Origin of the sequence: Marmoricola endophyticus, from assembly GCF_014644415.1 — a bacterium.
Classification (GTDB): domain Bacteria; phylum Actinomycetota; class Actinomycetes; order Propionibacteriales; family Nocardioidaceae; genus Marmoricola; species Marmoricola endophyticus.
This window is the reverse complement of sequence record NZ_BMKQ01000001.1, coordinates 2,378,606-2,392,986: the sequence shown is the minus strand read 5'-3', so window position 1 is coordinate 2,392,986 and position 14,381 is coordinate 2,378,606. Positions and strand designations below refer to the sequence as shown.

Below are 14,381 nucleotides of genomic sequence, written 5' to 3'. Positions count from 1 at the left end.
CGCGCGGCCGCGCCCGATGCAGGCGGTCAGCCGAGCGAGGCCACGAGCGTGGCGGTGGCGAGAGCCACGGCGAGGACGACCTGGAGCCACCGTGTCCGACGCAGCACGGCGACGTGCTCGCGCAGCAGGGCGCTGGGCAGGAAGTACGGCGCCGTCGGCCCGGCCGCCACCCGCACGTCCAGGTCGAGGTCCTCGGCCAGCAGCGCCGCCCGGAAGACGTGGTACCCGTTGGTCACCACCACCGGCGATCGACCGGCGCCCCGCTCCTGCGCCAGAGCCAGCGAGAGACGCAGGTTCTCGCTCGTCGTGCGCGCCTGCTCCTCGGCGACCAGACGGTCGGCCGGGGTGCCGTGACCGGCCAGCCAGTCGACCATGGCCCGTCCCTCCGACATCTCCTCGTCCCTGCCCTGCGCGCCGGAGCACACCAGCCACGGGTCGCCGCCGCGGGCGACGGTCTCCTCGCGCACGCGCTCGGCCGTCTCCAGCCGTGCCCGGAGCAGCGGAGGCACCCGCCCGCGGACGACCCGTGAGCCGAGCACGACCACGACGTCGACGTCGCCGGTGGTGGGAGTGCGGCCGTAGCCGCGGCCGACGAGGACCAGCGCGATGAACACGGTCGCGGCGTACGACACCAGCACCGAGACCACCAGGACCACGGTGCGCAGCACCTCGCCCGCCGTCAGGACGACGCCGGCGCCGACGACCACCAGTGCGGCGGCGCCGAGGCCGGCCAGCAGCGAGAGCAGGTTGCCCAGCGACCGGCCCTCCTTGCGCAGCATCACCAGGCCGTTGCCGACCAGATAGCCGGCGGCCACGACCTGGGAGGCCACCAGCGTTCCCAGGACGGGGGCCAGCAGCGCGATGCCCTCGGTCCCGCCCAGCTCGTTCAGGCCGCGCAGCGCGGCGAGCAGGCCGACGTACGCCGCGAACGCCAGCAGGCTGACCGCGCGCACGGTCAGCAGCGGGCGCCGGCGGCCCGAGCCGCGGTCGTGCTCGAGCAGGGCGAGGTCGCGGGAGTCGACCATCGCCATGCCGGTCAGCCTCCCGGACAGGCCGCGATGATCCCCGCGGACGATCAGGACCAGGCTGAGAACCACCCACACCAGGCCGACGAGGCCGAGCGCCACGCCCACCGGCCCCTCGACACGTTCCCGCACCGTCCACAGCAGCCACAGTCCGCCCAGGCCGCCGAGGGAGTGCGCGAGCGTGCGCAGCGGTCCCGGCCGGCGGTGCTCGGGCGTCACCGGACGCACCGAGGTCGCCCAGCGTCCGACCGTCCGGCCGCGGGTGAGCACCGGGAGCACGAGCAGGAGCAGCGCGCCCGGCACGACGTCGAGCCACACGCTGGCGCCCACGTCGGTCGTGCCCTGCTCGACGGTGCCGCCGGCGAGCGCGGCCCGGACGGCCCCGCCACCCAGGAGCAGCACGAGGGAGACCAGCAGCAGGACGAAGACGTCGACCGCACCCGCGACGAACCTCCTCGTGGCCGTCACGGGCCGGCCCGAGACCGGCGCCCGCCGCCGCGACCCCACCACCCGTCGCGCGAGCGGCCCGGCGAGGGCTCCCAGGGCCGCTCCGGCGGTGTTGGCGATCAGGTCGTCCACGTCGAAGAGGCGGTACGCGCAGTCGAAGACCCCGAGCGTCCCGGTCAGCTGCACCAGCTCGACGCTGAGCGAGACCCCCAGGCCGACGAGGGCGCCGACCGCCACCCGCCGCCGGCGCACGAGCAGTGCCACGCCGACGCCGAGGGGTACGAACAGCGCGACGTTGAGCGCCACCTGCAGCAGCGCCGGGTCGCGCAGCAGCCCCGGTCCCGGCGCCGCCGTGAGGTCACCGAGGAAGGCGAACGGCCGCAGCTGGGGGCGAACCGGGTTCCGGCAGGGGTCGCCGGACGGGACGGGCAGCACGGTGTACGCCCACAGCGCCACGACCCACAACACCCCGGCCGCCGTGGCCATCGCGGCCCGCACCCCGAACTGGCCCCGGGCGCGGTAGCTCCAGGCGACGTACGGCACGAAGAGCACCACCAGCAGCGGCACCGTGTAGACGACGGCCAGGACGGCCGAGCCGATCGCGTCGTTCACCGGGCGAGGTCCAGCTGCGTCGCAATGCTCACGTGGCACCAGTCTGCCGTACGGGCGCGACCTCAGGCAGCGAGCAGCCCCCGCGAGGCCAGCACCGGTCGTACGCCCTCGGCGAACCAGTACGCCTCCTCGACGTGGGGGTAGCCCGAGAGCACGAACTCCTCGATGCCGAGCGCGGCGTACTCCGAGACCAGGCTCGCGACCTCGTCGTGGCTGCCGACCAGCGCCGTGCCCGCCCCGCCGCGGACCAGACCGACACCGGCCCACAGGCCGGGGTGGATCTCCAGGTCGTGCGCGTCGGTCGCGGTGGCGCCGCCGTGCAGGGCGCGCATCCGCTGCTGGCCCACGGACTCGCTGGCGGCCAGCGCCGCCTGGGCTCGGGCGACGTCGGCGGGGTCGAGCCCGTCGAGCATCTCCTGCGCCACCGACCACGCCGCCTGCGAGGTGTCCCGGGTGATCACGTGCAGCCGGATGCCGAAGCGGAGCGTGCGGCCCGCGGCCTTCGCGAGGGCGCGCATCCGCCCGATCTTCTCCGCCACCGCGGACGGCGGCTCGCCCCACGTGAGGTAGACGTCGACGTGCTTCGCCGCGACCGGACCCGCCGGCCCGGAGGAGCCCCCGAAGTACAGCTGCGGGACCGGGTCGGGCACGTCGCGCACCCGCGCGTCGGCGACGTCGTAGTACTCGCCCGAGAAGTCGATGCCCTCGGTGCCCCACGCCCCGCGCAGCACGGTGAGGAACTCGTCGGTGCGCGCGTACCGCTCCTGGGCCCCGTACGACGCCGGGTCGCCGAACCTGCGCTGCTCGGCGGGCTCGCCGCCGCTGACGATGTTGAGCAGCAGCCGGCCCTCCGAGATCCGCTGGTACGTCGAGGCCATCTGCGCCGCCAGGGTCGGGTGGATGCTGCCCGGGCGGAACGCGACGAGGAACTTCAGCCGTCGTGTCTCGCGGATCAGTGCGGCCGTGGTCAGCCAGGCGTCCTCGCACCAGGTGCCGGTGGGGGTGAGGACACCCGAGAAGTCCAGCTGCTCGGCGGTGCGCGCGACGTGGGCGAGGTAGTCGATCGTCGGCGGCCGGAACTGCGCGGCCGACCCGGCGGCGGCGCCGCGCTGGCCGACGCCTCGCGGCACGGAGTGGCCGCCGCCGACCAGCGAGCGGCTGTCGCCGGTGGTGGGAAGGAACCAGTGGAAGTCGAGGCTCACGACGCTGCCTTCCCGGTGGCGCGGGCCACCGTGTCGTTGAAGTCGGTGGAGAACCAGTCGGCCAGGCGGGGGTGGCCGCTGACCTGCTTCTGCGCCGCGAACGCGTCCCACATCTCCTGCTCGGTGGCGATCACGGACCCGTCGACCGGTCGCGGCGTGAAGGTCTTGCGCTCGACCGCCGCATCGGTGACGGAGCGGTCCAGCCCGGTCTCCTTCGCCCAGGCGGCCGACCACTGCGGCTTGTGCTCTCCGGCCCACCGCTGGGCGGCGGCGAGGCGGCCGACGTAGTCGGACATCGCGGCACGGGTCGCCTTGTCGTGCAACGCGTCGTCGCCGGCGACCTGGAAGTTCAGCCCGTTGACCAGGCCCTTGCCGTTCGCGACCACGCGGGCGCCGGCGTCCTGCTCGGCCTGGGCGGTGAACGGGTCCCAGATCGCCCAGGCGTCGACGGACCCTCCCTTGAACGCCGCCAGCGCCTCGGTCGGCTGCAGCCAGACCGGGGTGATGTCGTCGAAGGTCAGGCCGACCTTCTTCAGCTGGGCCAGCAGCGAGTAGTTGGCCGAGCTGCCCTTGGCCAGGGCCACCTTCTTGCCCTTCAGGTCCGCGATGCTGCGCACGGTGCTGCCCCTCGGCACGACGATCGCGTCGCCGTACGCGCCCTGGTCGTACGCCGAGATCGCCCTCAGCTTCTTCTTCTGGTCGATCGCGAACAGCGGAGGCGTGTTGCCGACGCCGCCGAGGTCCACCGCGCCGGAGCTGACGGCGTCGAGCAGCGGCGGGCCGGAGGTGAACGGCTTCCAGTCGATCTCGTACGGCGTGTCCAGCTCGCCGGCCGCGCTGAGCAGCGCCTTGGAGCCGCCCTTCTGGTCACCGACGACGAGCGTCACCTTGGCCAGGTCGACCGACCCGTCGGAGCGCACGGCATCGGCGTTGCTCGACCCGCCGCACCCCGCGAGCGCGGGGACGGCGAGCAGGACGGCGGCCAGGGGGCCCAGGAGGCGGGCAGGGGTTCTCACGGTGGATCTCCTCGGATCGGTGACGGGGACGGACGGGTTCGGGGTCAGGCGCTCGCGCGGGTGCGCTCGCCCACGCCGAGCACCTCGAGCAGCTCGGCGCGCAGGTCGGTGAGGTCGGCCGGGTCGCGCGGCCGGGGACGCCGCACGTCGACGGCGTGGCGGATCCGGCCCCGGTCGACGACGAGCACCCGGTCCGCGAGGGTCAGCGCCTCGTCGATGTCGTGGGTGACGAGCAGGACGCCGGGGCGGTGCTCGCGCCACAGGGAGAGGACGAGGTCGTGCATCTCCAGCCGGGTGAGCGCGTCCAGCGCGCTGAACGGCTCGTCGAGCAGCAGGAGCCCGGGGGCGGTGACCAGCGCACGTGCCAGGGAGGTCCGCTGCGCCTGCCCCCCGGACAGCGTGAGCGGCCACGCGTCCGTCTTCTCGGACAGGCCGACCTCGGCCAGCGCGCGGCCGGCGCGCTCGCGGCGCTCGGCCCTCGAGCCGTCGCGCAGGGCGAGGGCCACGTTGTCGAGGACCCGCTTCCACGGCAGCAGCCGCGGCTCCTGGAAGGCCACCGAGACCGGCCCGGTGACCTCGACGGTGCCGGCGTCGGGCCGGTCCAGCCCGGCCAGCGACCGCAGCAGGGTGGACTTGCCCGAGCCGCTGCGGCCGAGCAGGGCCACGAGCTCGCCCGGCCCGACGGTGGCGTCGAGCCCGTCGAGGACGACGTGGTCGCCGAAGCGGCGGGTCAGTCCGGACACGCGCGCCGCGGGTGTCGTCGTACGCAGTGTGGTGGTCAGGCGAGTCGCCATGCGAGGGCCTTCCTCTCGATGAGCCGGACGGCTGCGTCGGTCGCCAGACCGAGCAGGCTGTAGACGATGAGGCCGCCGACGACGACGTCGGTGCGGCCGAAGGACGCGGCGTCGGTCACGAGGTAGCCGATGCCACTGGTGGCGTTGATCTGCTCCGCGACGATCAGCGAGAGCCAGGCGACGCCGAGGCTAAGCCGCAGCCCGACGAGGAACGACGGGAGGGCCCCGGGTGCGACCACGTGCCGCAGCCGGCCCCACCAGGAGAGCCCGAGGACGCCCGCGGTCTCCACGAGCTTGCGGTCCACGCCGCGGATGCCGGCGACGGTGTTGACGTAGAGCGGGAAGGTCACTCCGAGGGCGATCAGCGCGATCTTCGGCGCCTCGTCGATGCCGAGCCACAGCACCAGCAGCGGCAGCAGCCCCAGGTGCGGGACGGTGCGCAGCATCTGCATCGGCGGGTCGACCGTGTCGTCACCGATCCGGGAGAGGCCGGCGACGACCGCCAGCACGACGGCGACGACCGCGCCGAGGGCGAAGCCGATCACCACCCGCTGCAGCGACACCCCGGTCGCCGCCTGCAGCGTGCCCTTGTGCCACTCCTCGACCATCGCGCGCAGGATCTGCGCGGGCGGGGCGAGCTTGTCGGGCGACAGCACCCCGGTGGCGGAGGCGAGCTGCCACAGGACGAGAAGCGCGACCGGGCTCGCCGCTCGGCGGACGAGGGCGGACCCGCGGCGGGGCCGACGGGGACGGCGCAGGCGGGCGGCGACGCGTGGGGGCGGCTCGGCGACCGGGGAGTACGGGCTCACCGCACTACTATTACATACTAAGTCACTAGACTTTATGAGGTCCTTGTCACGCGGGTCGCCCGCCGACCGGTCTCAGCGGTTCACCCAGCGGGGCGCCCGCTTCTCGGCGAACGCCGTCAGCCCCTCGACCGTGTCCTGGCTGGTGAGCAGCCGGTCCAGCGCGTCGGTGCGGGCGGCCACGGCGTCGAGCGGGTCGGCGTACGCCTGCGCCTCGGCCATCGCCTGCAGCGACACGGCCACCGACGTCGGCGACCCGGCGAGCACCTCCGCGGCCAGCTCGCGGGCCACCTCGAGGGCCGTGCCGGCCGGCGCGACCCGGTTGACCAGGCCCCGCCGCTCGGCCTCCTCTGCCCCCATCCGCCGCCCGGTGAGGATCATCTCGGTGGCGACCTTGGCGGGCAGCTGCCGCGGCAGGCGTACGACACCGCCGGCGGCGGCGTAGAGCCCCACCCGGACCTCGGTGAGCCCGAGCGCCGCGTTCGCGTCGGCGACCACGAGGTGGCAGGCGAGCGCGGTCTCCAGCCCGCCGCCGAGGGCGTAGCCGTTGACCGCGGCGATCACCGGCTTCGTCAGGTGCCGGGCGGTGAGACCGGCGAACCCGCTGAGCGCGAAGTAGGTCTCCCCGGTGGCCGCGGTGTGCGCGAGGTCGTTGCCGGCGCAGAAGGCGTCCGTGCCCGCGCCGGTGAGGATCGCGACCCACAGGTCGGGATCGGCCTCGAAGGCGTCGAAGACCTCCTCGAGCTCGAGGTGGGCCGGTGGGTGCAGCGCGTTGCGCACGTCGGACCGGTCGATGGTGACGACGAGCAGGTGGTCCTCACGCTCGACCCGGACGAACTCGTACGAGTCCCGAAACCCAAGGGCCCGCGCCGGCCGTAGCGCGTCCATCCGCGCCTCGGAGGTGGTCACCCGGCTGCCCTCGGCGAAGGTGCGGACGTAGACCCGCCGCCCCGCGGGCTGCTCGCCGGACAGCAGCTCGAGCACCTCGTCGTCCTCTGCGAGCCCGGTGCCGAGGAAGCGCTCGCCGGTGGTCTCCAACCGGCCGACCACGATCGCGCCCCGCGTCCCGTCCTTGGCGTGGGTGACCGTCCAGGTCTCGACAGTGGCCCAGCCGTCGGGCCGCTCGCTGACCGGCACCGCCGGCCGGGCGTCGATCTCGCGCTGCAGCGCGGCACTGCCGTCCTCGCGCCAGGGAGCGGGGTCGGTGGAGTAGACGCCGGTGGAGTACTTCGAGAGCATCCCGCCGTTCGCGCCGACGAAGCCGGTGCTCCCCCGCCGGGCCCGGCAGCGGCGTACGACCTCGGCGATCGCGTGCATCGAGTAGTTGTTGCCCGCGCCGCCGAAGAACGGCAGCCCACCGGTCACCGTGAGCCCGCGCGGGTCGTCGGGGGCGAGGCCGAACGCGTCGGTGATCGTGGTGACCGCGACCGGGAAGCAGGAGTAGAGATCGAGGTGGTCGACCTCGCCGATCCCGACCCCGGCCTGCTCCAGCGCCGCCCGGGTCGCCGCTACGGCCGCAGGGCTGTGACTGAGGTCCTCCCGGTCCATCAGGTCGCGCTCGCGCAGGTCGGCGTGGCCGTGCAGGAACACCCACCGGCCCTCCGGGACCCCGAGCTCGCGCGCGACCGCCACCGAGGTGAGCACCACCGCCGCCGCCTGGTTGACCTGGTCGCGCGCCACCAGGAAGCGGGTGTACGGGTCGGCGATCGGCCGGTTGCGCTCGGTCGGCGTCGCCAGCTCCTCGGCGGTGCGCCGCTCGGGCGCTGCCGAGTTCGGGTTGCCCGCGGCGACCTCGGTGAACGGCGCGAACAGACGACCCATCTGCTCGGCGTACTCCGCACGACCCCTCCCCTGCTGCGTGCGGCGGGCGTTCTCGAACAGGGCGTACTGCACCACGGGCGCCCGGACGCCGTGGGCCACCGCGCGCACCGAGGCGATCCCGCGCAGGCCGTAGCCGCGGTCCTCGAGCTGGCCGCCGACCTCCTCGGAGAAGTCCGGGGCGTCGTCGGTGCCCGCCAGGTGCCGGGTGGTCGAGATCGCCTCGGCACCGACCAGCAGCACGTCGTGTGCGCTCCCCGCGGCGACAGCGCGGCACATCTCGGTGACCAGCGCCTGCGGGCTCTGCCCACCGGTGACCTCGAGGACGGCACGGGCCGGGTCCGCACCGACGCGGGCCGAGACCGAGCGCGGGAAGTTGTCGGAACGTCCCAGCCTCGCCTGCGCCACCGGCGTCGAGGTCTCGAACTGCCGGGTGCCGGCGACGACGTCGAGCCTCGCCGCGACGACGGCCGGGTCGGCGCCGGTGTCGGCGAGCGCCTCCCGCGCCGCCGCGGCGCCCAGCTCGACCGGTGAGAGGCCGCGGTAGTCGTCGTCCTCGATCCGCTCGGAGGCCTCACCGACCCCGATCAGGACGGGGGTGCTCGGGTCGAGGTCGTCCAGGGAGCTCATGCCCCCACTCTCGCGGCGCCTCAGGCGGCGCCCATCACCAGCCCCTCGATCGTGTGCTTCTGCACGATCGGCTCCAGCGCCTCGACGACGGGGCAGGCGAGGTGGGCGCGGACCTGCGCAGGGAGCCCGTCCCAGTACGTCCGGGTCACCGCGAGGTCGTGCTGGTCGCCGTTGGTCGCGTCCGGGCCGTCGACGCCGAGCACGAGCACCGGCCGCGACTTCTCGGAGTGGTTCGTGGTGCCGCGGTGGATCGTGAGCGCGGACCGCGCCGAGACGTCGCCGCGCTGCGGGTACTTGCGCACCGCGCGCTCCTCGTACCGCGCGTATCGCTCCCGGGGCGGGAACATGCCGTGGTCGAAGTCCGGCTCCTCGTCGAGCTGAGTGCCGAGCGCGATCTCGAAGGGCCCCATGTCCTCCGCGGTGTCCACGGCGGTGAGGTTGAAGGCCAGCGAGTTCAACCGGCCCTCCTCCCGGGTCACCTCGGGCATCGCGAAGTCGCGGTGCCAGGGCTGGTCGACCGCCCCCGCGAAGGGGATGTCGAAGCCGAGCTCGACGATCCGGTAGTCCGGACCGAGCACCGCCTCGCACACGCCGGCGACCCACGGGTGCGTCACCAGCTCGACGAAGCCGCGCAGCTGCTCGGGGTGGATCTCGACGTACCAGCGGTGCGGGCCGCGGCCCACCGCCCCGTCCTCGCGGCCACGCGCCTCCGCGAACGCCGCCTCGATGTCTTCGCGCACGGTGTCCACCCAGTCGACCGGGAAGGCGCCCTTGAGGGCAGCGATGCCGTCGGTGCGGATGAGGTCCAGGGCCTGCTCGGGTGTCGTCATGACTGCAGTTTGCAACGTGGCAATGCCACGTGGCAAGAGTCCCGCTACGCTCGCGGTCGTGACCGCCAGCCTCCGAGACGTCGCCGCGAGGGCAGGGGTGTCGGTCCGTACGGTCTCGAACGTCGCCGCCGGCTCGGACCTCGTGGCGGCGGCGACCCGCGAGCGCGTCCAGCGCGTGATCGACGAGCTCGGCTACCGACCCAACGCGGCGGCACGACACCTGCGCGGGGGACGGTCCGGCCTGATCGGCCTGGTGCTGCCCGAGCTGTCCTCCCCCTACTTCGCCGAGCTGGCCGACCACGTCGTCCGTGCGGCGGCCGACCGTGGCCGGATGGTCCTCGTGCAGCAGACCGACGGGGAGGCGGAGCAGGAGCGCCGGCTGCTGACCGGCGTACGCGGCCAGAGCGTGGACGGGGTGCTGATGAGCCCGTGGGGGCTCTCCCCCGCCGACCTGCGCGCCGAGCCCGGCTCGTCGCCGGTCGTGCTGCTGGGCGAGCAGGATGCCGAAGGCCTGCTCGACCACGTCACCGTCGACGGCGAGGCGGCCGCACGTGAGGCGACGCAGCACCTGCTGGCGGCTGGTCGGACCAGCATCGTCGCCGTCGGCGACCAGCCGCACCTGGGCAACGGCACGGCCGAGCGCCGGGCCGCGGGCTACCGCGCCGCGATGACCGCGGCCGGCCTGGAGCCGAGAACGGTCGCCGTACGCCGGCTGCACCGCAGCGACGGGGCGGACGCCGTGCGCGCGCTGCTCGAGCGTCCGCAGCGGCCGGACGCGGTCTTCTGCTTCTCCGACCAGCTGGCGCTGGGCGCCCTGCGGGCGGCCATGACCGCCGGGCTGCGCGTGCCCGACGACCTGGCCGTCGTGGGCTTCGACGACGTCGAGGACGGCCGGTACGCCACGCCGGCCCTCACCACCGTCGCCCCCGACAAGGCGGCGATCGCGGAGGCTGCGCTCGAGCTGCTGACCTCGCGCATCGAGAGTCCCGAGCGACCGCCCCAGCGGGTGCTCGCGCCCTACCTGCTCCGCGTCCGGGAGAGCTCGGCCGCAGCGACGCCGCCGGACTCTCAGCCGACCTCTCGGCCCGGGACGCGAAAGCCTCGGAAGGTCACCTCCCGGCGGGGGACGAACCCGAGTCGGGCGTAGAGCTGCTGCGCGCGGGTGTTGCCCGACACCGCGTGCAGGAAGGCGCACTCGCCCCGGGTCGCCGCCCGTGCCGCGAGCGTGCCGACCAGAGCCGCGGCGAGGCCCTGTCCACGTGCGTGCGGCGCGGTGCAGACGGCGCTGATCTCCTGCCACCCGGGGGGGCGCAGCCGCTCGCCCGCCATCGCGACGAGCTCGCCGCGGCGTCGTACGCCGAGGTAGGTGCCCATCTCGATCGTCCGCTCCCACCACGGCCCCGGCTCGGTCACCGCGGCGAGAGCCAGCATGTCTCGCACGTCCGTCGCCCCGAGCTCGACGAGCTCGCCGTCGACCGCAGCGACGGCAGGTCGAGCGCCGGAGTGGACCATCTGGACACCGTTCGTCGCGAACACCGGCTCCCAGGTCTCAGGCGGAGCGGCCGGAGCGCTGAACATGTCGGCGAACCCACCCGGACCCAGCAGCGAGGCGAGGTCGTCCCAGTCCTGCTCGGTCGGCTCGACCGGGACGGACACGAAGGTCGCCACACCGGGTGCGTAGCGCAGCGCGCGACCCGAGGCCTGCGCCAGGTGGGCGTGCGCACCTCGCAGCGACTCCCCGACCGGTTCGTCGAGCGGCTCGTCGCCAGGTCTGCTCACGGTGCCATCCACCTCGACATCATCGCCGTGAAGGCGGAGTCGTGGATCGACGGCCTGACCCGAAACCCTGCTGACGTCCGTCGCCGGCACCGAAGAGCTGTTGCGCGCCTGTAGGGATTCGAACCCCAAACCTTCTGATCCGTAGGCCGATCCGGGGCTGTCTGGTGCCGCCCAGACGCGCTTCGAGACGACACCACTCTGGTGACAAATATGCAGGTCAGCGGGGGTGCCACGCAAGTGTCGGGCAATGGCGCGAAGAGTCGTCGTAGGTCGGGGAGCGGGCATCTTTGGGCTCAACTTGAGCCGTAATTGAGCCGATCGGTACGTCACGACGGCAGGACTCTTGGACACCTTCTCGGGTCCGCAGGCATCAACCGCCAGCCCTGACCAGCCACCCAATACGCGTCCCGGGGTGCGTCTGGTGGGGGTCCGGCGATCCCCGCTGCAGGAGTCCCCACGGATGCGGTTACCACTCGTAAGCATCCTGTCCCCCATCGCGGGCGGAACTTTCGATTCAGACACCGACCGCACGAAGTCGACGTACCTTCGCACCGAAGAAGGGAGTGTGCAGTTGAGCGGGTACACAGTCATTGATCTGGAGACCACGGGGCTCTTCCCAAAGAAGCACGACCGGGTAGTGGAGATCGCGATGGTCTTCGTCTCCGACACCGGCGAGGTACAGGGCAGTTGGTCGACCTTGATCAACCCAGGCCGCGATGTCGGGCCGACTCACATCCACGGCATCACTGCCCGAGAGGTTCTCCGCGCACCAACCTTCCAGCAACTCGCGCCGTTGATCATCCGATCCATTGCCGGCCGGACCGTCGTCGCGCACAACGCCCGGTTCGACCTCGGCTTCTTGGACTACGAGTTCGACCGCTCGCAAGCCGGAACGGTCCCGCCAAGCCCAGGCCTGTGCACCATGCAGTGGTCATCGCACTTCCTGAGCGGCGCGTCGCGAAAGTTGCGCGACTGCTGCGCCGCCGCTGGCGTTTCCCACCACGACGAGCACTCCGCACTCGGGGACGCGACCGCTACGTCCGGCCTGCTGCGCTACTACCTGCAGCGAGCCGAAACTCCGCTGCCGTGGAGCAGGCTCAGCACTTCCTCGCGCAGCCACCGCTGGCCGGTCGTCCCCGACCCCCTGCCCGAGGTTTCCTTCGTCCAGCGGAGCTCGTCGCCGCCCCGCCCCGACGCGTGGCTGGACCGCATCAGCAGTCACTTGCCGCGGAACGATGACCCACTCGTCGATGCCTACCTCGACGTGCTCGAGAAGGCGATGCTCGACCGTTACCTCTCCGCCCACGAGGAAGCCGAGCTGATCGCCGTCGCCACGAGTCTCGGGCTCGCGCGCGACCAACTCTCCGCCCTGCACGCGAGCTACCTCGATTCTCTCGCCGCGGCCGCACTAGAAGACGGAGTTGTGACTGCGGCCGAACGCGAAGAACTCGACGCCGTGGCGGCGATGCTGGGCCTGCCCCGCCGACTTGTCGATATCGCGTTGCGCCGGACGACGCCACGCCTCAGTGGACCGACGAGTAGCGGATCTTTGGCGCTTCAGCACGGCGACCGGGTCGTCTTCACCGGGACGCTGAGCACCCCACGCCAGGACTGGGAAGCGAGAGCCGCTGGGGCCGGCCTGATCTGCGGAGGCGTAACCCGCGACACCAGGGTTGTCGTGGCCGCGGACCCCGACTCACAAAGCGGGAAGGCGGCCAAGGCGCGCTCCTACAACATCCCCGTCGTCAACGAGACCACATTCAGCAGGATGCTCGACGCGATGAACGGCGTCAGTTGAGTAGTGCGGCCGTTCATACGATTCGCCCCTGAGACGCCTCAGGCGAACGTCGAAGGAGGTGGCCAGGGCAGAGCGATCAAGCCCTTGCATCAATAGACGGTGCAGCTGCCGACCAGTCGCAGTTCCAGGGGAAGTCGGCGGCCAGATATCGGCGAGCGTTGGACGTTGTCGAACCCTTTCGAAGGCGGCTGCTGAGCTGGGCAAACGCGCAATCTGCTGATGTGAGCGTCGTTTGCTGGCGTTGGCTTATCCCGAACTTTTTGCGGACTAGTTGCGGACTAGATCCGGGATCGCGGCACCGCTGTCACACCGCTGCCGGCGTCGCCTTGACGGCAGAATCGCCGAGCCGTGTTGGTTGCTAGCTCCGCAACTCGACCCGCGTCAAGGCCGAGGCTCTACCGCAGGTCTCGAGCGCCAAGGTCGACCGACGTCCGCAGGAGCCTCGCTCGCATGGTCCGCAAACCGGTGCGCGGCTAGGTCCAGCGCAAGTGGGTCTTGATGCCGTCCTTGCTGACGTACACGAAGATGTCGCTGAAGGGCTCGATAGCGCTGGCAAGCTCGTCGATGCAAGCCCCGACTAGGTCCACTGCGTCGGGTTCTGGGCATCCGAGCTGAACGTGTCGCCCGTGCGGGTTCTTCCGACGGCGCGCCGAGAACTCGATGTCGTGGGTGACAACGACTGCGTCCTTCGCGGCGGCGTAGACCGAAACGTCGTCGTCGGCCGCGTCAGGGATGCCAGCTGCAGCCACGGTCCAAGCTTCATGGCCACTTGCGACCAGCGTCGTAACGAGTGCTGCGTCGACGTCCTGATCGAGGACGAACCTCACGCTGAGGCCAGGCCTCGAACTGCCTCTACGTCATCGGGTGTCAGTGCAGGGTAGGACTCAATGATCTCGGCCGCGCTGCGCCCGCGCTCAAGGAAAGCCTGGACCGTCTTGACCGGGACTCGCGTGCCGGCGATGACCGGCTTCGAGCCGTGCACGCCGCGGCGACGCTCGATCTGCCCTCGATGCTCTTCTGCGCGGGCGCCAGCACCGAGTACCGCTGCGCGCAGCGGTCGCAGGTCGAGGACCTCGCTAATCGCGATCTGGCCGGGATCGGCCGCATCGCTCCACGTCCCGTCGGGCAGCTGAAAGTGCACCCGATTACCGGCGAGCGCGAATCGCACCTCAGTCACTCCGAAGTCCAGGCTGCGTAGATGCGCGACGATCTGTCGCACGTGCTGCAGGCTCACGTTCTGTCGCAGTGACGCGAGCACCATCGCGGTCATGGCGTCGGTGAAGTCATACAGCCGGATGCGGCGCGAGCCCGACAGGCGGTCGTCGACAGTCGAGGCGACCAGACCCGTCTTCTCCCAATAGTCAAGGCGGCGCTCCGAGACGCCGCCGATTCGAGCAAGCCGCGGGCGGGTGAGCATGACGAGTTGTTCTTCAGACGCCATAGCGGTCACCTCGCGGGACAGGTGGGACGGGTGGGTCCAAGCAGCGTAGGCCGCCGGTGACCGATAACGCAGTTTATTGGTCAGGTGCGACAGGCCGTGGACCCGGCCACGAGGCCTCCCGGAGACGGTCCAACGCCTCAAGGGCGCGTAGACGGGTGCCGGTGCGGGATGCCGCTGCGGGGA

Annotated in this window: 12 protein-coding genes; 2 read left to right on the top strand and 10 right to left on the bottom strand. The window is 72.3% G+C overall.

Translation table 11 applies throughout. The features are described from left to right. Positions 1 to 26: 26 nt before the first annotated feature. From IEX42_RS11700 to IEX42_RS11670, 7 genes are all read right to left on the bottom strand, one after another. On the bottom strand, positions 27 to 2,084 hold the full coding sequence (locus IEX42_RS11700) for a VanZ family protein (RefSeq protein WP_188779925.1): 2,058 nt from the start codon (positions 2,082 to 2,084) through the stop codon (positions 27 to 29). A gap of 62 nt (positions 2,085 to 2,146) precedes the next feature. Then, on the bottom strand, positions 2,147 to 3,286 hold the full coding sequence (locus tag IEX42_RS11695; RefSeq protein WP_188779924.1) for an LLM class flavin-dependent oxidoreductase: 1,140 nt from the start codon (positions 3,284 to 3,286) through the stop codon (positions 2,147 to 2,149). Continuing rightward, complete coding sequence (locus IEX42_RS11690) at positions 3,283 to 4,302, bottom strand: ABC transporter substrate-binding protein (protein WP_188779923.1); 1,020 nt, start codon at positions 4,300 to 4,302, stop codon at positions 3,283 to 3,285. Before IEX42_RS11690 ends, IEX42_RS11695 begins: the two co-directional genes overlap by 4 nt. Positions 4,303 to 4,346: 44 nt before the next feature. Continuing rightward, positions 4,347 to 5,096: an ABC transporter ATP-binding protein gene (locus tag IEX42_RS11685; RefSeq protein ID WP_188779922.1), complete on the bottom strand. Its 750-nt coding sequence runs from the start codon at positions 5,094 to 5,096 to the stop codon at positions 4,347 to 4,349. After that, positions 5,081 to 5,905 carry an ABC transporter permease gene (locus tag IEX42_RS11680; protein ID WP_188779921.1) on the bottom strand — a complete coding sequence of 275 codons (825 nt, stop codon included), beginning with the start codon at positions 5,903 to 5,905 and terminating at the stop codon, positions 5,081 to 5,083. Before IEX42_RS11680 ends, IEX42_RS11685 begins: the two co-directional genes overlap by 16 nt. Positions 5,906 to 5,977: 72 nt before the next feature. Then, positions 5,978 to 8,350, bottom strand: a complete 2,373-nt coding sequence (locus IEX42_RS11675) for an acetyl-CoA acetyltransferase (protein WP_188779920.1) — start codon at positions 8,348 to 8,350, stop codon at positions 5,978 to 5,980. A 20-nt stretch (positions 8,351 to 8,370) separates the two neighbouring features. Next, positions 8,371 to 9,180 carry a phytanoyl-CoA dioxygenase family protein gene (locus IEX42_RS11670; protein WP_188779919.1) on the bottom strand — a complete coding sequence of 270 codons (810 nt, stop codon included), beginning with the start codon at positions 9,178 to 9,180 and terminating at the stop codon, positions 8,371 to 8,373. A 58-nt stretch (positions 9,181 to 9,238) separates the two neighbouring features. Here IEX42_RS11670 and IEX42_RS11665 point away from each other — a divergent pair, with 58 nt between their 5' ends. Then, positions 9,239 to 10,327, top strand: coding sequence for a LacI family DNA-binding transcriptional regulator (locus IEX42_RS11665; RefSeq protein ID WP_188779918.1), 1,089 nt, complete (start codon positions 9,239 to 9,241; stop codon positions 10,325 to 10,327). On the opposite strand, the gene IEX42_RS11660 is transcribed toward IEX42_RS11665, so the two are convergent. Beyond that, a complete protein-coding gene (locus tag IEX42_RS11660) occupies positions 10,249 to 10,959 on the bottom strand; it encodes a GNAT family N-acetyltransferase (protein WP_229660809.1) in 711 nt (236 codons plus the stop codon). The two genes, IEX42_RS11665 and IEX42_RS11660, sit on opposite strands and share 79 nt — an antisense overlap. Positions 10,960 to 11,530: 571 nt before the next feature. Between IEX42_RS11660 and IEX42_RS11655 the strand changes: the two genes are divergently transcribed. Beyond that, positions 11,531 to 12,757 carry an exonuclease domain-containing protein gene (locus tag IEX42_RS11655; RefSeq protein ID WP_188779917.1) on the top strand — a complete coding sequence of 409 codons (1,227 nt, stop codon included), beginning with the start codon at positions 11,531 to 11,533 and terminating at the stop codon, positions 12,755 to 12,757. A gap of 473 nt (positions 12,758 to 13,230) precedes the next feature. On the opposite strand, the gene IEX42_RS11650 is transcribed toward IEX42_RS11655, so the two are convergent. Both IEX42_RS11650 and IEX42_RS11645 read right to left on the bottom strand, forming a co-directional pair. Continuing rightward, entirely contained in the window at positions 13,231 to 13,584 is a 354-nt protein-coding gene (locus IEX42_RS11650) for a DUF5615 family PIN-like protein (protein ID WP_188779916.1), read from the bottom strand. Further along, on the bottom strand, positions 13,581 to 14,198 hold the full coding sequence (locus IEX42_RS11645; RefSeq protein WP_188779915.1) for a DUF433 domain-containing protein: 618 nt from the start codon (positions 14,196 to 14,198) through the stop codon (positions 13,581 to 13,583). The genes IEX42_RS11650 and IEX42_RS11645 overlap by 4 nt, the downstream gene beginning before the upstream one ends. Positions 14,199 to 14,381: the final 183 nt, after the last annotated feature.

Excerpts from the sequence above, each read along its gene's own strand:
- IEX42_RS11685 (WP_188779922.1), bottom strand. The coding sequence starts at position 5,096 with ATGGCGACTCGCCTGACCACCACACTGCGTACGACGACACCCGCGGCG.
- IEX42_RS11675 (WP_188779920.1), bottom strand. The coding sequence starts at position 8,350 with ATGAGCTCCCTGGACGACCTCGACCCGAGCACCCCCGTCCTGATCGGG.
- IEX42_RS11670 (WP_188779919.1), bottom strand. The coding sequence starts at position 9,180 with ATGACGACACCCGAGCAGGCCCTGGACCTCATCCGCACCGACGGCATC.
- IEX42_RS11645 (WP_188779915.1), bottom strand. The coding sequence starts at position 14,198 with ATGGCGTCTGAAGAACAACTCGTCATGCTCACCCGCCCGCGGCTTGCT.